Source organism: Streptomyces sp. DH10 (assembly GCF_029813805.1).
Classification (GTDB): Bacteria; Actinomycetota; Actinomycetes; order Streptomycetales; family Streptomycetaceae; genus Streptomyces; species Streptomyces coeruleofuscus.
In genome coordinates this window covers 247,832-263,176 of the sequence record NZ_JARVKU010000001.1, presented here as the reverse complement: position 1 = coordinate 263,176, position 15,345 = coordinate 247,832, and the positions used below count along the sequence as shown (strand labels likewise).

General features: G+C 69.9%; 14 protein-coding genes and 2 pseudogenes. 5 read left to right on the top strand and 11 right to left on the bottom strand.

The annotated features are described in order from the left end of the window. Nucleotides 1-26 precede the first annotated feature (26 nt). Together QC385_RS01130 and QC385_RS01125 are read right to left on the bottom strand one after the other, a co-directional pair. Nucleotides 27-1,274: an ABC transporter substrate-binding protein gene (locus QC385_RS01130; RefSeq protein WP_279539328.1), complete on the bottom strand. Its 1,248-nt coding sequence runs from the start codon at nucleotides 1,272-1,274 to the stop codon at nucleotides 27-29. Between the two features lie 334 nt (nucleotides 1,275-1,608). Then, nucleotides 1,609-2,725, bottom strand: a pseudogene (locus QC385_RS01125) (IS701 family transposase). 167 nt (nucleotides 2,726-2,892) lie between these two features. On the opposite strand from QC385_RS01125, the gene QC385_RS01120 reads away from it, so the two are divergent. Next, nucleotides 2,893-3,225, top strand: coding sequence for a type II toxin-antitoxin system PemK/MazF family toxin (locus QC385_RS01120; RefSeq protein ID WP_147875988.1), 333 nt, complete (start codon nucleotides 2,893-2,895; stop codon nucleotides 3,223-3,225). A gap of 61 nt (nucleotides 3,226-3,286) precedes the next feature. Here the strand turns inward: QC385_RS01120 and QC385_RS01115 are convergent, their stop codons facing one another. From QC385_RS01115 to QC385_RS01105, 3 genes and pseudogenes are all read right to left on the bottom strand, one after another. Beyond that, entirely contained in the window at nucleotides 3,287-3,973 is a 687-nt protein-coding gene (locus QC385_RS01115) for a haloacid dehalogenase type II (protein ID WP_279539326.1), read from the bottom strand. A gap of 113 nt (nucleotides 3,974-4,086) precedes the next feature. After that, a pseudogene (locus QC385_RS01110) lies at nucleotides 4,087-4,772 on the bottom strand (IS5 family transposase); the annotation flags it as partial. A gap of 40 nt (nucleotides 4,773-4,812) precedes the next feature. Further along, on the bottom strand, nucleotides 4,813-6,294 hold the full coding sequence (locus QC385_RS01105; protein WP_279539325.1) for an MFS transporter: 1,482 nt from the start codon (nucleotides 6,292-6,294) through the stop codon (nucleotides 4,813-4,815). A gap of 87 nt (nucleotides 6,295-6,381) precedes the next feature. On the opposite strand from QC385_RS01105, the gene QC385_RS01100 reads away from it, so the two are divergent. Beyond that, nucleotides 6,382-6,783: a MarR family winged helix-turn-helix transcriptional regulator gene (locus tag QC385_RS01100; protein ID WP_279539324.1), complete on the top strand. Its 402-nt coding sequence runs from the start codon at nucleotides 6,382-6,384 to the stop codon at nucleotides 6,781-6,783. A gap of 5 nt (nucleotides 6,784-6,788) precedes the next feature. On the opposite strand, the gene QC385_RS01095 is transcribed toward QC385_RS01100, so the two are convergent. From QC385_RS01095 to QC385_RS01085, 3 genes are all read right to left on the bottom strand, one after another. Further along, on the bottom strand, nucleotides 6,789-7,520 hold the full coding sequence (locus tag QC385_RS01095) for a maleylpyruvate isomerase family mycothiol-dependent enzyme (RefSeq protein ID WP_279539749.1): 732 nt from the start codon (nucleotides 7,518-7,520) through the stop codon (nucleotides 6,789-6,791). Nucleotides 7,521-7,574: 54 nt separating this feature from the next. Further along, the gene (locus tag QC385_RS01090) at nucleotides 7,575-8,453 is read right to left on the bottom strand and encodes an SDR family oxidoreductase (RefSeq protein WP_279539323.1); all 879 of its coding nucleotides are present in this window, start codon (nucleotides 8,451-8,453) and stop codon (nucleotides 7,575-7,577) included. Between the two features lie 135 nt (nucleotides 8,454-8,588). Further along, the gene (locus QC385_RS01085; RefSeq protein WP_279539322.1) at nucleotides 8,589-9,761 is read right to left on the bottom strand and encodes an MFS transporter; all 1,173 of its coding nucleotides are present in this window, start codon (nucleotides 9,759-9,761) and stop codon (nucleotides 8,589-8,591) included. Between the two features lie 142 nt (nucleotides 9,762-9,903). Here QC385_RS01085 and QC385_RS01080 point away from each other — a divergent pair, with 142 nt between their 5' ends. After that, the gene (locus QC385_RS01080; protein ID WP_279539321.1) at nucleotides 9,904-11,382 is read left to right on the top strand and encodes a glutamate-cysteine ligase family protein; all 1,479 of its coding nucleotides are present in this window, start codon (nucleotides 9,904-9,906) and stop codon (nucleotides 11,380-11,382) included. Between the two features lie 19 nt (nucleotides 11,383-11,401). Here QC385_RS01080 and QC385_RS01075 read toward each other — a convergent pair whose 3' ends face one another. The 3 genes from QC385_RS01075 to QC385_RS01065 are packed head-to-tail and all read right to left on the bottom strand — an operon-like array spanning nucleotide 11,402 to nucleotide 14,136. Next, a complete protein-coding gene (locus tag QC385_RS01075) occupies nucleotides 11,402-12,544 on the bottom strand; it encodes a Gfo/Idh/MocA family protein (protein ID WP_279539320.1) in 1,143 nt (380 codons plus the stop codon). Continuing rightward, entirely contained in the window at nucleotides 12,514-13,224 is a 711-nt protein-coding gene (locus QC385_RS01070; protein ID WP_279539319.1) for a ThuA domain-containing protein, read from the bottom strand. The genes QC385_RS01075 and QC385_RS01070 overlap by 31 nt, the downstream gene beginning before the upstream one ends. A 51-nt stretch (nucleotides 13,225-13,275) precedes the next feature. Further along, nucleotides 13,276-14,136: a class I SAM-dependent methyltransferase gene (locus QC385_RS01065; RefSeq protein ID WP_279539318.1), complete on the bottom strand. Its 861-nt coding sequence runs from the start codon at nucleotides 14,134-14,136 to the stop codon at nucleotides 13,276-13,278. 79 nt (nucleotides 14,137-14,215) lie between these two features. On the opposite strand from QC385_RS01065, the gene QC385_RS01060 reads away from it, so the two are divergent. Both QC385_RS01060 and QC385_RS01055 read left to right on the top strand, forming a co-directional pair. Then, complete coding sequence (locus QC385_RS01060; RefSeq protein WP_279539317.1) at nucleotides 14,216-14,644, top strand: helix-turn-helix domain-containing protein; 429 nt, start codon at nucleotides 14,216-14,218, stop codon at nucleotides 14,642-14,644. Nucleotides 14,645-14,746: 102 nt separating this feature from the next. Continuing rightward, entirely contained in the window at nucleotides 14,747-15,238 is a 492-nt protein-coding gene (locus QC385_RS01055) for a pyridoxamine 5'-phosphate oxidase family protein (RefSeq protein WP_279539316.1), read from the top strand. Nucleotides 15,239-15,345: the final 107 nt, after the last annotated feature.

Here is a 15,345-nt window from a genome sequence, read left to right as displayed (position 1 = left end):
CCGGTCCTGCCTGTCAGCCCTCCCGGTCACTCCTCGGCCCTGCTGGTCTCGGTACGCAGGGTCTGCAACGCTCCCTTGTCGTCGTAGCCGTACACCTCGATCGTCGCCTGGCCGGGTTCGCCCTTGTCGGTGAAGTTGAGCGGACCGCTCACACCGTCGTAGTCGATGTCCCTGCCGTCGGCGAGCAGCTCCTTGCAGGCGGCGAACGAGTTGCACTTCTCGCCGTCCTTGGTGATCCCGTTCATCTCCTTCACGTAGTCGCCGGGATCGTCGGACTCCGCCTTCTCCGCGGCGAGCGCGATGGTCGTCGCGCAGTCGAACACCTGCGGTGCGAACTGGAGCTCCTTCAGCTTCGGCGCGAATTTCTTGAGATCCTTCACGTACTGTTCGTTCTCCGCCGATGCCGGCGCGGTCCCCTTCATCCCGGAGAGCCTCTCGGGCTGGCCCGGGGCGACCAGCGAGGGCAGTTCCTCGCTGCGCAGGCCGTCGGCGCCGTAGACGCCGATCCGGTCGGGTCCGACTCCGGACTCGATCATGCCCTGAAGGATCTGGGCGCCTTCCTCGAAGGCGATCACCACGGCGGCGTCCGGCCTGGAGTTCTCGATCTGCTGGGCGACCTGGTCGAAGTTGGTCGCCTTCGGGTCGTAGGTCTCGGCGAGCGTCACCGTCGCACCGCGCTCCTCCAGCGTCTTCCGGGTGGCCTCCATCAGGCCGCGCCCGTAGTCGTCCGCCCGTGCGACCAGGGCCACCCGGTCGTGACCGTCGTCGCGGACGACATCCGCCAGGATGGGCCCCTGCAAGGCGTCGCTCGGGACGGTACGGAAGTAGAAGCCGTCGTCCTCGTAGTCGGTGAAGGTGGGAGCGGTGTTCGAGCCCGAACACTGGACGACGCCCGCCCCGGTCACCCGGTCGATGAACGCCAGCGACATGCCGGAAGCCGCGGCACCGACGATCGCGTCCACGCCTGCCGCGAGGACCCGGTCCGCCGACTGCGCGGCAACGGCCTCCTGGCCCGCCTCGTCACTGGAGACCACAGTCGGCACGGACTTGCCGAGGACTCCGCCGGCGTCGTTGATCTTCTGTATCGCGAATTTCAGCGACTCGATCTGGGGTGGGCCGAGGTAGGCCAGCTGTCCCGTCTCCGGCAGGACATAGCCGAACTGGAGCTCACCATCGCCCGGCTCGGCCTGGGCCGTGCCCGTCGAACCGCAGACGGCAATCACAAGAGCAGCCGCGCTTGCGAAGATCGCGGACCGCCTTATCGACGCTTTCATCTCCGCCTCCGCTCGTTACAGGCGGCGGTGGTCGACTGGCCGGCCCTCCGCCCGCCATCTGTACATGAGCCTAGAACTCATTCGGAGTCGGGAAAAGTATGAAACGTACACTTTTTTGACTGATTGCCCCTCGTGCCTCTGGCCCTGCGTTCCCTGGGCGGGGCGCGCAGGGCCTCTTGATCACGACTGGAAACGCGCCTTAGGCGTCATTTCCTTTGTGTGCTCGTTCGTTGAATCGTGCATGACGGATCTGGTCAAGCGGTTGGTGCCGGAGAGTTTGGAATCGAGTCCAGCGAACGCCTTGGCCGCCGCAGGTGGGTGCAGTTAGTGATCTTCATTCCTGAGTGGCTTGTCGTCGGTAGCGGCTGGCTTGGGATCGGGCCTGGTGGCGGCGTCGCCAGTTCGACCAACCGAGCCGGTGGGCTGTGTCGTGGACGGGTCGGACGACGAGGGTGATGAACAGGCGCTGGATCTCATAGCGGCGGACCTGGTGCTCGTCGAGTGTGGCCAGGCCCTTGCCCGACTGGAAGAACTCCTCCACCCGCCATCTTGATCCGGCGACTCTGACCAGCACGGTCAGCGGCACGGACGCGGGCGAGTAGCAGCGGTAGTAGCCGAGTTCGCCGGTGCTGCGGTTACGGCGGATCAGTAGCTGACGACTCCCGGGGCGGGGGTCGGGGAGGTCGATGACTGCCCAGTTGTAGACGCGGTGGCCCTTGGCCCCGGCCCCTGCGGAGAGCTTCTGCCAGGCCCGCTCGGGCACCTTCTTGGCCAAGATGTCCGCACGGAACTTCCCCGCACCGGTGGTGACTTCGTGCGAGCAGGCCACCGCGAGGACGTAGCCGGTGCCGCGTTCCTCCAGTGCGGTTCGCAGCTTCGGGTTGCCGCCGTAGACCTCGTCGCCGGCAACCCATGCGGCCTGGTGGCCGGCGTCCAGGAACCGGGCGACCATACGAGTGGCCAGCTCCGGCTTGGTGGCGAAGGTGATTTCCTCGGCAAGGCCCGCGGCGCGGCAGCGGTCGGGGTCGGAGGTCCAGGAGCGCGGAACGTAGAGTTCCCGGTCCACTGCGGCGTGGCCGCGCTTGCCTGCGTAAACCAGGTAGACGGCGACTTGGGAGTTCTCGATCCGGCCGGCAGTACCGGTGTATTGGCGCTGGACGCCGACCGTGCCGGTGCCCTTCTTCACATCGCCGGTCTCGTCGACGACCAGCACCGCCCAGTCGTCGTGCAGGTGCTCCACCACGTAGCCGCACACGTCGTCGCGGACGTGATGGGCATTCAACTTGGCTCTGCCCAACAGGTGCTGCATGCCGTCCGGAGTGGTCTCGCCAGCCCACTCGGCGATGGTCCAGCAGTTCTTGCGCGGCAGGTCGGCCAATAGACCGAGCACCAACCGCGCCGCCCTGCGCCGGGGGTCGACCCGGGCGAAGCGCCCCCGCGATCCGGCCCATCAAGCCCTCGAACGCGTCCCGCCAACGGGTGGGTTCTATGCTGTGACCTGCGGCCACCGTCTCTTCGTCAGTCCACACAACTCACGATCCTCAACGGTGGCCGCACCCGTCTCCACAACGCGTCAGGGTCGCGCAGTTCCGCCTGCCGTCCTGAGTCAGGAGGACATGTGCAACGTGGCGAAGTCTGGTGGGTGGAGTTCGACGAGCGGCGGCTGGTCGTACTGCTGGCGGCAGACGACGCGTCCAGGATCCGGGCGATGCAGGTCGTCACTCCTGCGGGCGTCGACATCAGCGGTCTGGGCGTCGAAGTGCAAGTAGGTGCCATGGAAGGACTGCCCTTTGAAGGCGTGCTGCGGTTCGCGTTCCCTCGCCCGGGCTTTACCCCCTGCACGTGGCTGACCACCGTGTCCCAGGACGACCTGATCGAGCGGGCGGGCGTCCTGTCCTCCGCGAAGCTCAGCGAGATTGAGGACGCCCTCCGTCTCGGTGAACTCGGGTAGGCGAAGAGGCGCCACTCACCATCGAGATCACGATCTACGGGTGGAGTATTAGGACACGGTCTTAGGCAGTCGGGCGCGGCAGGCCGAAGAGGACCGGGAGGTCGGCGATGTCGGTGATCCGCTCGTAGCCGAGCCAGTGCTCGTCGTGCTCGAAGCCGCGGTCGACGTACACCTTGTTCTTGATGCCCATGATGGCCGCGGAGCGGTGGTCATACATCGGGCTCGCGGAGACGTGCACGAGCTCGTCGGGTGTCACGCCGAGCTTGTCGAACATGTACTCGAAGGCGCGGAGTCGCGGCTTGTAGACGCCCATCTCCTCGGCGCTGATGACGACCTCGAACGGGGCCTTGAGGTTCTCCGCGAGGCGCACGGCGTGCGCGGTGTCACTGTTCGTGATGATGACCAGCGGGACCTCCTCGGCCAGGCGGTTCAGCGCCTCGGTGACACCGGGGTACGGGCCCCAGGTGGGGATGATCTCGTACACCGCCCGCGCGTCGTCGTCGCGGTACTCGAGACCGACGCTGCGCGAGGCGCGTTCCATGGAACGCGCGACGACCTGGTGGAACGGCTGGTACGCGCCCGTGCACTCGTCGATCCGGTACGCCTTGCAGATCCGCAGGTACTCATCGGCGACCTCGGCCGGCAGTCGGTCGCCCAGGACCTCACGCATCGTGTCGTTGATGCTGAACTTGATCAGCGTTCCGTTCATGTCGAACGTCACGAACTTGGGCTTGATGTCGAATCCCACTGGTCCTCCTGGTGCTTCAGCGGAGCAGCCTGCCGCCGCTTTGTCGATTGTCGACCATGTGCATCGAGTGTCGACCAGGTGGAAACGATTGTCAATACCTTCAGGGGGTGCTCCCTCTCGACCACCCAGCGGTGGCGGCCCAGCCGCTGCGAGGACTCGATGCCCTTGCGCGCGATGCGGTGACGGACGCCTCGCTTGCGGAGCCATCGGCGCAGGTGGTCGTAGGCGTCTCCCTTGTCGCCATGGAGCTTGGCCGGTCGCCGGCGGCGCGGGCCACGCCGGGAGCGGATGGGCGGTGTCCCGCGCACGAGCGATTCCAGGCCGAGGCTGTCGTGCATGTTGGCACCGGAGATGCCCAGTGACAGGGGCAGACCGTTCCGGTCGGTGGTCAGGTGGATTTTCGATCCGCTCTTGCCGCGGTCGGTCGGATTCGGTCCGGTCAGTGGCCCCCTTTTGCCGCCCGGACACTGACAGAGTCGATCGCGCACCGCGACCAGTCCAGTTCACCGCGGGCGCCGAGTTCGTCGAGGACGACCCGGTGGAGGCGAGCCCACGCCCTGGCCCGGCTCCACCGGGCGAAGCGCCGGTAGACCGTCGGCCAGGCCGGGCCGAACACCGGGGGCAGCTGCCGCCAGGTGCAACCAGAGGTGGCTACGAAGGTGATCGCGGCGAGGCATTCGCGGTCACCCGCCCGCCGTCGGCCGCCGCCCTGCGGACGCTTCACCTCAGTCGGTGGCACCACCCGCCGGAACAGGACCCACAACTCATCCGGCACCAACCGCTCGATCAGATCCCTCACGCACGGCTCAACTTACGAGCACACCAAAGGAAACGACGCCTTAGTCGCGTACGGTGACGCGCTCCGTCTCCTTTGGGGCGGACTTGGCGACCACGACGGACGGCCGTTCCCGCCGGGTCCGCAGGCCCGTGAGGGTGATCAGCAGGCCGGCGAGGGCGACGAGCGTCACGACCAGCAGTCCGGGCCGGTAGCTGTCGAGGACGGCCTGCGGGGAGGCGTTGCCCTGCTCGGGGGAGTTGGCGGTCACCACCGCCGTCACCACGGCGAGGAAGATCGCGCCGCCCACCTGGACCGAGGTGTTGAGCAGGCCGGAGACCATGCCCTGCTCGTGCTCGTCGACGCCGTTGGTGGCCTGGACGTTGAGGGACGGGAAGGTCAGAGCGAAGCCCGAGCCGACCAGCAGCATCGTCGGCAGGATCACCGCCGCGTAGACCGGGTCGAGGTCGATGCGCAGGAACAGCACGTAGCCGGTCACCATCAGGGCGAAGCCCAGCACCATCAGCCGGGCCGTGCCGAACCGGTCGATGACGGTCCCCACCTTCGTCGCGGACAGCGCCACCAGCGCGCCCGCCGGCAGGAAGGCCAGGGCCGTGTGCAGCGCCGACCAGCCGAGCAGCTGCTGCATGTAGAGGGTCACCAGGAACTGGAAGCCGATGTAGCTGCCGACGAACGTCAACGCGCCCAGCTGAGCCCGGACTTGGGGCCCTGAGCGCAGCACGCCGAGCCGGATCAGTGGGCTGGGGCTGCGTCGCTCGACGGCGACGAAGGCCGCCAGCAGGACGGCGACGGCGGCGAAGGACAGGATCGTCCGGATCGATCCCCAGCCCACCTCGGGCGCCTCGACGACGGTGAAGACGAGCAGCAGCATCGAGGTGGTGCCGAGGACGGCGCCGGGAATGTCGTAGCCGCCCCGGCCGCGCTCGCGCTCACTGCGCGGCAGCAGCTTCAGGCCCACGAACAGGGCGATCAGCGCGATGGGGGCGGGCAGGAGCATCGTGAGCCGCCAGCTGGCCTCCGTGAGCAGGCCGGAGAAGACCAGGCCCATCGAGTAGCCGGTGGCGCCGCAGGTGGTGTAGATGGCCAGCGCGCGGTTGCGCAACGGGCCTTCGGGGAACGTCGTGGTGATGATCGACAGGCCGGCGGGGGCCGTGAAGGCCGCGCTCAGGCCCTTGATGAAGCGGCTGGCGATGAGCAGCGGCCCGGAGTCGACGAGACCGCCGAGCAGCGAGGCCAGCGCGAAGACGCCCAAGGCCACCAGGAAGACCTGGCGCCGGCCCAGCAGGTCGGCGGCGCGTCCGCCGAGGAGCAACAGGCCGCCGTAGCCCAGGATGTAGCCGCTGACGATCCATTGCAGTGCCGAGGTCGACAGGCCGAGGTCGGCACCGATGGAGGGCAGTGCGACGCCGACCATGGACACGTCCAGAGCGTCCAGGAACATCGCGGCGCAGAGCACCAGCAGGGTGCCCCAGAGCCGGGGAGTCCAACGCCCGTCGGACGTGGGGGAGGTGAGCGGAGAGGTCATGCCACGGGAGATTACATGCGTATGCATGAGATGCAAACGCATTTAATTCAGGTGCAACGATCCTGGCTCTCTGCTACGGTGCCGCGCATGGCGGCGACCCAGGCCGAGCAGGCGCTCGTGGAACAGTGGCGGGACATTCTGGCGCTGCACGCGCGAACACAGTGCGAACTCGACCGGGTTCTGCACAACCACGGCCTGTGCGCCAGCGACTTCGAGGTGCTCGACGTCCTCGCCGGGTGCCGGGCGGCGAAGGGCACTCCCTCCTACCGCGTCCAGGAGATCTCCGAGCGGATCCATCTGAGCCAGAGCGCGCTGTCACGGCTGATCGCCCGGCTGGAGAAGGAAGGGCTCGTCGAGCGCTGCATGTGCCCGGAGGACCGGCGGGGTGTGCGCGTCGCTCTCACGGCGAAGGGGCGCACGCTGCACGGTGAGGTGCTGCCCGTGCAGCGTGCGGTGCTGGCGCGGATGCTGGCGGACGACAGGCCGTAGCCGGGTCAGATCCCCGATGTCTCCCGCCACAGCGCGGCGAGCGCCTGGTCACCCGTGACCGACGGCAGGGGAGCCCGGTTCCACAGCGCCAGATACAACTGCTCGGCCGTGCCGGACAGTTCGCACTCCGCCTCCGCGGTGGCGCCCCGGGTGGTCACGGGGGGCTCGGACGACAGACGTACGGTCCACACGGCGTCGGTGTCGTCCGTGCGTACCCGCAGGACGCGCGGTTCGTCCGTGCGCACCCGGCTCCTGGAGCGGGCGTGGAAGCCGCGCAGCAGTTCGTCGATGCCGTCGGTGGCGAAGTCCGGGGCGACGGCGGTGATGCCGGCCCCGCGTGCGGACTCGGCGTCGAACCGGTGCACGGTCGTCTCGTGCGCCTGGCGCCGGGTCCAGAAGGCCAGCGGGGACGGCGCGGGCAGGAAGAACCAGCACTCGACATCGGGCGCGGCGTCGGCCAGCGTGCCGACGAGGAGACGGTGGCTGTCGCGGTACCAGGCCACGAGCTCCGCCCCGTCGAGGTCCGCCGGGACCTCACCCAGCGGACGGCGCTCGGTGTGCCGCTCGGCGACGTACGACGCGGCCCAGCGGTGCACCGCGCCCGTGTGCCGCAGCAGATCACGCACATGCCACTCCGGGCACGTCGGCACCTTGGCGTCGGTCCCGGCCTCCTCGGCGGCCGCGGCCAGCAACCGGCCCTCTGTCTCCAGCGTCTGAAGGAACTCGGCGGTCTCCATGGCGCGAGTCTGCCCCATGGAGCGCACTCCGAGCGCCGGATTTCCCCAGGGACGTCACGGCAGCGGTGTGCCGCCCGTGGCGTTGACGATCTCCGCGGTGATGTACGACGCGTCCTGCGAGGCGAGGAAGACGTACGCCGGAGCCATCTCGGCCGGCTGCGCGGGCCGCCCGATCGGCGCCTGCTGTCCGAACTTCTTGGTGTCCGGCATCGTCGCCGGGATGAGCGGCGTCCACACCGGGCCGGGCGCCACGGCGTTGACGCGGACACCCTTGTCGATCACCATCTGCGCCAGCCCCTGCGTGAAGGTGACGATCGCGCCCTTGGTCGTCGCGTAGTCCAGCAGATGCGGACTGGGCTTGTAGGCCTGCACCGACGTCGAGTTGATGATGCTGCCGCCCTCCGGGATGTGCGGCAGGGCCAGCTTGCACAGCCAGAACATGCCGTACAGGTTGGTGCGCATCACGCGGTCGAACTGCTCGGTGGAGATCGCCTCGATGCCGTCGGGCTGCGACATCTGGTACGCCGCGTTGTTCACCAGGACGTCGATCCGGCCGAACTCCGCGACCGCACGGTCGATCAGCGCCCGGCAGTTCTCCTCCTCCCGTACGTCGCACGAGACGGGTACGGCACGCCGTCCGGCCTCCTCGACCAGCCGGGCGGTCTCGGCGGCGTCGTCCTTCTCGTCATCCAGGTGGGTGAAGATCACGTCGGCCCCCTCCCGGGCGAACGCCAGGGCGACCGCGCGGCCGATCCCGGAGTCGCCGCCGGTGATGACGGCCTTGCGGTCGGTCAGCCGGCCGCTGCCCCGGTAGGACTCCTCACCGTGGTCCGGGGGCGGGTCCATGGGGCCGGTCCAGCCCGGGTGCGGCTGGTCCTGGGAGGGAAACTCCGGGGTGGGGTGCTGTTCGCCGGGGTGCTGCTGATCGGTCACGGGTCTGCCTCCTTGTGCATGGCGTAACGTCCCGGTGATCACAACCGCCGATCACAACGGGCGAGGCCCCGGGTACCCCGCCGCCGGGGTACCGATCACCCGGCATCGGACATGCCCGGCTCGCCGGTGGAAGGATCAGCGCGCCGCGGCGCCGCGCGTCGCGAAACCGATGGCCGCCGCCACCGCGGCAAGGATCGCCACGCTGGTGAGCGCGGCCGGCAGGGAGAACCAGTCCGCCATGAACCCGATGGCGGGCGGCCCCAGCAGCATGCCGCCGTAGCCCAGCGTGGAGGCCGTGGCGACTCCGCTGGGGCCGGCGAGCGCGCCCGCGCGTTCCACGGCCACGGGGAAGAGGTTCGCCAGGCCGATGCCCGTGACCGCGTACCCGAGCAGGGCCATCCACAGGGCTGGGGCGAGCGAGCCGAGCAGCATCCCGGCCGCCGCCGTGGCGCCGCCCGCCACGACGGTCCGGGTCCGGCCCAGACGTTCCAGGAGTGTCGTCCCGGTCAGGCGGCCTACGGTCATGGCGAGCGCGAAGCAGGAGTAGCCGATGGCCGCGGCACCCGGAGAGGCGCCCAGGTCCTCTTCCAGGTGCAGGGCGCCCCAGTCGGCCAGCGCCCCCTCTCCATACGCGGTGCACCCCGCGATCAGGCCGAAGACGAGCACGAGTCCCCGGGTACGGCCGTCGAGCCGGCGCGGGGCGGCGCCCTCCGCGGGCCGTTCCCGTTCCGGCGGCTCCGGCGGCTTCTGCCGCAGGAGCGTGGGGCCCGCCACGGCCGTCACGAGCAGTCCGACGACGGTGAGCAGCAGCAGGTGCCGGGCGGGGGAGAGGGACCCCGCGACCAGAGCGCCCAGCCCCGCGCCGATCATGCCGCCCAGGCTGAACGCGGCGTGGAAGCTCGGCATGATCGGCCGCCGCATCGCGGCCACGAGGTCGACGGCGGCGCTGTTGAAGGCGACGTTGATCCCGCCGTACGCGGCGCCGAATACCAGCAGGACGAGGCCGAGCGCGAGGGCCGAGTGGGTCAGCGGGGGCAGGGCGACGCTGAGGGAGAGCAGGACGGCGCAGGCGACGGTGACGCGGTGGTTGCCGTAGCGGCGGCACAGCCGTCCGGTGAGCACCATGGTGACGACGGCTCCGGCGGAGACGCCGAGGAGGGCGAGTCCGAGGGCACTGGCGGAGGCGCCGGTCTGTTCCTTGATGGCGGGGATGCGCACGACCCAGCCGGCGAAGACGAAGCCGTCCAGGGCGAAGAAGACGGTGATCGCGGTACGGAGTCGGGCGAGGGAGTTGCCGTTGCCCGGCACGGCACTGTGCGTTCGGGGTTTGTTTATTTGCGGCACAAAGTCAGGCTAGGCGGGTGCGCGCACCACGACAAGGTGCGCCGCCAGGACGAGAAGGTGCGACTCTGGGACGAGAGCCATCCGCCGAGGGAACTCGGGAGCGTACATGGGACGTGACGTGCCGGCCCTGGTGTTCACACGGGAGGACCGCCGTCGGTACCGGGCCAAGATGCAGACGGACCTGGAAGTGCTGGCCAGGATGCTGCGCGAGTCCAGCTTCGAGAGCGAGCGCCCCCGGGTCGGGCTGGAGATCGAGCTCAACCTGGTGGACGACCGCGGGCTGCCCGCGATGCGCAACACCGACGTGCTCCAGGCGATCGCCGATCCCGCGTGGTCCAGCGAGCTGGGCCGCTTCAACCTGGAGATCGACATCCCGCCCCGGGAGCTGACGACCGGCGGCCCCGGAGCCTGGGAGCAGACGATCCGGGACGCCCTGAACCACGCCGAGGACCGCGCCGCGGCCGTCGGCGCGCACCTGATCATGGTCGGCATCCTGCCCACCCTGGACGAGTCGGACGTCAGTGAGACCGCCCTCTCCGGTGACCCGCGGTACCGGCTGCTCAACGAGCAGATCTTCGCGGCGCGTGGCGAGGACCTGCGGATCAGGGTCGACGGCGTGGAGCGCCTGTCGACGTACGCCGACACCATCACTCCCGAGGCCGCCTGCACCAGCACCCAGTTCCATCTCCAGGTCGCCCCCAAGCAGTTCGCGGACTACTGGAACGCGGCCCAGGCCGTCGCGGGCGTGCAGATCGCCCTGGCGGCGAACTCGCCCTTCCTGTTCGGCAGGGAGCTGTGGCGCGAGACCCGCATCCCCCTGTTCGAGCAGGCCACCGACACCCGCCCCGAGGAGATCAAGGCCCAGGGCGTACGGCCCCGGGTGTGGTTCGGGGAGCGGTGGATCACCAGCGTCTTCGATCTCTTCGAGGAGAACGTGCGCTACTTCCCGGCCCTGCTGCCGCTGTGCGACGACGAGGACCCGCAGCACGCGCTCGACAGCGGCGGCGTTCCGCAACTGGGGGAACTGACCCTGCACAACGGCACGATCTACCGCTGGAACCGCCCCGTCTACGCCGTCACCGAGAGCGGCCCGCATCTGCGCATCGAGAACCGGGTACTGCCAGCGGGCCCCACCGTGGCCGACATCATCGCCAACGGCGCCTTCTACTACGGCCTCACCCGCGCCCTGGTCGACGAGGACCGGCCGGTGTGGACGCGGATGTCCTTCTCGGTCGCCGAGGAGAACCTGCACACCGCGGCCCGCGAAGGCATCGACGCCCGCCTGTACTGGCCCGGCACGGGCGAAGTGCCGGTCACGGAACTGGTGTTGCGGCGTCTGCTGCCGCTGGCCCACCGAGGTCTGGAGCTGGCCGGGATGGACGCGGCCTGGCGGGAACCCCTGCTGGGCATCATCGAGCAGCGCTGTGTTACCGGCCGCAACGGCGCCCTGTGGCAGGCGGAGATGGTCCATCATCTGGAGAAGACCGGCGTCTCCGACCGGCGTGAGGCCCTGCGGCAGATGACCGCCACGTACATGGACTACATGCACATGAACGCGCCCGCGCACACCTGGCCCGTGGACTGACCGCCGCGGCATCGCCGGGTCACGCGGGGCTGGGCGCGGCCCGGCCGCCCCACTCCTCGGCGGCGCCGCCCCAGTCCTCGGCGGCCGTCAACGGGACGGGGGCGGGCGGCTGCGCCGACGTCGTCAGCTCGATGCGCCGTCCCTCGGCCGACGAACGCAGCAGCGCGGTCATCGTCTCCAGTACGTGCAGGGCGAGTTCGCCGCTCGCGCGCGGTGCCCGCTGCCCGTCGGCGGCGACGAAGTCGAGCAGCCCGACTCCCCGTGCGCCGTCGGCGTAGCCCGCGGACGGAGGGAGCGTGCGCCACTGCGTATCGCCGAGTCCGAAGAGCCGTACGTCGCCGTCGAAGCGGTTCGGATCCGGGACGGCGAGGGTTCCCACCTCACCGTGGACCTCGATCGGGGAGGCGGTGGTGGCCACCCCGTCGAAGCTCGTCGTGATCGTCGTCAGCGTCCCGTCCGCGTGCTCCAGCACACCGGAGACATGGCTGTCCACCTCTACCGGTATCCGCTCTCCCGTGCGCGGACCGGAACCGATGACCCGCTCGGCGCGCAGCCGGCTGGACGCCCCCGTCACGGCCCGCACCGGGCCCAGCAGATGGACTAGGGACGTGAGGTAGTACGGCCCCATGTCCAGCAGGGGGCCGCCGCCCTCGGTGTAGTAGAAGTCGGGGTGCGGATGCCATCGTTCGTGGCCCGGGGTGACCATCATCGCCGAGGCGAACAGGGGGCGTCCGATGCTCCCGGCGGCCAGGGCGGCCCGCGCCGTCTGAACTCCGGTGCCTAGCACGGTGTCCGGCGCGCACCCCACTCCGACTCCCGCCCGCGCGGCGGCCGCCATGACGGTGTGGGCGTCGGCGAGCGTGGCGGCGAGCGGCTTCTCCCCGTAGACGTTCTTGCCGTGGCCGATGGCCCCGAGGGCGATGTCGGCGTGCGCCCCGGGCGTGGTGAGGTTCAGCACCGTGTCCACGTCCGGGCTGCTCAGCAGCTCCTCCACGGTCAGCGCCCGGACGCCCGGCAGTCCGGCGGCGACGGCGGCCGACCGGGAGGCGTCGAGGTCGGCGACCGCGGTCACGCGCACGGCGGGATGACCGGCCAGCGTGTCCAGATACGCGCGGGAGATGACCCCGAGCCCTACGACGCCGACGCGGTGCGCGTCGCCCACAGCATGCCCCTCTCGATGATGGTGCGGACGTGGGGGTTCTCCAGCACGTCGAGGCTGTGCCCCGGCGTCGTCACCACGATCCGCCCGGCCCCCCACCGTCGGGTCCAGACCGCCGGTGAGGTGACCGGCCGGTGCCAGGGCTCCCAAGGCCGGGTGGGGTGCGTGGTGGTGGCCAGGACGTCGATGAGGTCGTCGTGGAGCACCCAGTACTGCTCGGTGTGCAGCTCGAAGTCCTCGATGCCCGCGGTGACGGGATGCTCGCGGCCCGCCTCGGTGACGGTGATGGTGTGGGGCAGGAAGTTGTCCTGCGGTCCGCCCCGGCGCTCGCACGGTTCCCTGCCGGGGTGCGTGGCGAACTGCCCTCCCACCAGGTGCAGATAGTCGGAGGAAGCGCGGAACGAGTCGGCGATGCCGCCGTGCCAGCCGGTGAATCCGGTGCCCGCCACGACCGCGGAGCTCAGCCCCGCGAGCTGCTCGCGCGTGATCTCCGACATCGTGACGCACTGCACGATCAGGTCGGTGCCGGCCATGCGGGCGGCGTCGGCGTAGACGTCGGTCGACTCCTCGACCCGGACGGCGTATCCGTTGCTCCGCAGGAAGGGCAGGAAAAGTTCCGTCGCCTCGACCGGCTGGTGCCCCTCCCAGCCGCCGCGGACCACCAGGGCTTTCTTCAGCGTCATCGTGATCTCACTATGCGCCGGGCGTCCGCGCTCACGAAAGAGGGCCGGGCCTCACGAAAATTTCGCTGACGAGGTCCGGGCGGCGATCGTCCAACAGGCCGCGGTGAAGCGGACTTCCGAGCCGTGCACGAAGGGCTCGAAGGCGGCACGGACCGTCTCGACGACCCGCTCGCGGGTCTGCTCGTCCACCTCGGGCAGGTACATGCCCACCGGACCGAGCCGGGTGAAGTAACGGACCAGCTCCTTCTCGGGCAGGGTGCAGACCACGTCGACCGGCCGGATGTCGATCCCGGTCCAGCCGCTCTCCGCCAGGATGCGCCGGACCTTGTCCGCGTCCGCGAAGGCGAACTGTCCCGGCTCGTCCGGGCGGCGGACGGGCAGGTCCGGGAGCAGCGGTGACGCGGCGCGCTGGGCCGTCGTCATGAACGGGTTCTCCGCCGGATCACGCCAGACGACGCACCGCAGCGCACCCTCGTCCCTGACGGCGCGCCGGAGGTTGGCGAAGGCCCGGACGGGATCGGAGAAGAACATGACGCCGAACCGCGAGATGACGGCGTCGAAGGCGGCGGGTTCAAAAGCGTGGTCCTGTGCGTCGGCGCAGACGAACGACGCCGGCACGTCCTCCTGTTCGGCGTACTCCCGGGCTGTGCTGATCATCGGTTCGGAGATGTCGACGCCGACACAGCGGCCCTCGGGGCCGAGCCGTCGCGCCACGGCCAGCGTGATGCCGCCCGTACCGCAGCCGACCTCGAGCACGTGCCGCGCCTTTTCGGCGGCGACGGCATCGACGAGGAGCTCCTCGATGGGCTTGAACATCTCGTCCAGCACTCCCTTGAGATCGTCCCAGGCGTGACCGGCGGGCCCCTTCCAGCGGGCTGCCTGCTCGTCGTCGGCCCTGCGCGCAGCGTCCATGACTGTCTCTCCTTCTGGTTGCCTTCGTCGTGCCGGGATGACAGCGTTCTACTTCAAGTCGACTTGAGGTCAATGCAGAATGACAGAACTGGACATCGCCGAGGTGTCGCACCGCGCCGGGGTCCCGGCATCGACCCTGCGCTACTACGAGGAGAAGGGTCTGATCTCCTCGACGGGCCGGCGGGGCCTGCGTCGCCAGTACGACCCGGGCGTGCTGGAACGGCTGGCGCTGATCGCGCTGGGGCGGACGGCCGGGTTCTCGCTCGACGAGATCGCGCTCATGTTCGCGCCGGACGGGCAGCCGCGTATCGACCGGCGGAAGCTGGCGGCCAAGGCGGACGAACTCGACAACAGGATCCGCGAACTGGGCGTACTGCGCGACTCCCTGCGCCATGCCGCCAAGTGCCCCGCGCCGAGCCATATGGAGTGCCCCACCTTCCGCCGTCTCCTCGACGCCGCGGCGTCCGGCGGTGTCGCGGTGCCGGGCAGGCGGGTTCCCGGCAGGTAAGGGACGTCGGCGCTCTTGGTCCGATCGTGGTGTGGCGCAGGTTTCGGCAGCCGCACAATGGCAGCGCCGGAAACACGGGAACACCGGAACCAGGGGGGACGCATGACCGAGGGCACCCGCAGCGCGGCACGCGCGATCATCGACAGGAACCTGTACATGGTGCTGGCCACCGTCGGCGCGGACGGCGCCCCCTGGGCCTCGCCCGTCTTCTACTCCACCGAGGACGGACGGGACTTGTACTGGGTGTCGTCCCCCGAGGTCACGCACTCCCGCAACATCGCCCACGAGCCCCGGATCGGCATCGTTCTCCACGACTCCCGGGCCCCGGTGGGCACGGCGAGTCCCCTCGCCCTGTACCTGAGGGCCACGGCGGAGGAACTCCACGGGGAGGAGGCCCTGGAGGGCCTGCGGGTGATCCCCGGCCCCGCCGGGCGCGGCGGCCGCTCCCTCGCCCCGGAGGAGGTGCGTCCGCCCGCCCCGTGGCGGGTGTACCGGGCCCGGGTCACCGAGTACTCGATGATCTGCCCCCGCGGGCAGGGGTCCTGCGCCGAACACGGGCTGGACTACGAACACCGCGCCACAGTCCGCCTTTGACGAGGGATCACACAGCGTCCGACACCCTCACCCCCCGCGTTTTGGAACAGCACTTCTCCTGCCCTGCATCAGCGTTGTACGGGCGCTAACCGGCCTCCCACGACAGT

Coding starts and splice junctions, on each gene's coding strand:
- QC385_RS01060 (WP_279539317.1), top strand. CDS start 14,216: ATGACAGAACTGGACATCGCCGAGGTGTCGCACCGCGCCGGGGTCCCG.
- QC385_RS01105 (WP_279539325.1), bottom strand. CDS start 6,294: ATGACCTCTCCGCTCACCTCCCCCACGTCCGACGGGCGTTGGACTCCC.
- QC385_RS01065 (WP_279539318.1), bottom strand. CDS start 14,136: ATGGACGCTGCGCGCAGGGCCGACGACGAGCAGGCAGCCCGCTGGAAG.
- QC385_RS01070 (WP_279539319.1), bottom strand. CDS start 13,224: ATGACGCTGAAGAAAGCCCTGGTGGTCCGCGGCGGCTGGGAGGGGCAC.
- QC385_RS01100 (WP_279539324.1), top strand. CDS start 6,382: ATGGCGGCGACCCAGGCCGAGCAGGCGCTCGTGGAACAGTGGCGGGAC.
- QC385_RS01080 (WP_279539321.1), top strand. CDS start 9,904: ATGGGACGTGACGTGCCGGCCCTGGTGTTCACACGGGAGGACCGCCGT.
- QC385_RS01055 (WP_279539316.1), top strand. CDS start 14,747: ATGACCGAGGGCACCCGCAGCGCGGCACGCGCGATCATCGACAGGAAC.
- QC385_RS01095 (WP_279539749.1), bottom strand. CDS start 7,520: ATGGAGACCGCCGAGTTCCTTCAGACGCTGGAGACAGAGGGCCGGTTG.
- QC385_RS01130 (WP_279539328.1), bottom strand. CDS start 1,274: ATGAAAGCGTCGATAAGGCGGTCCGCGATCTTCGCAAGCGCGGCTGCT.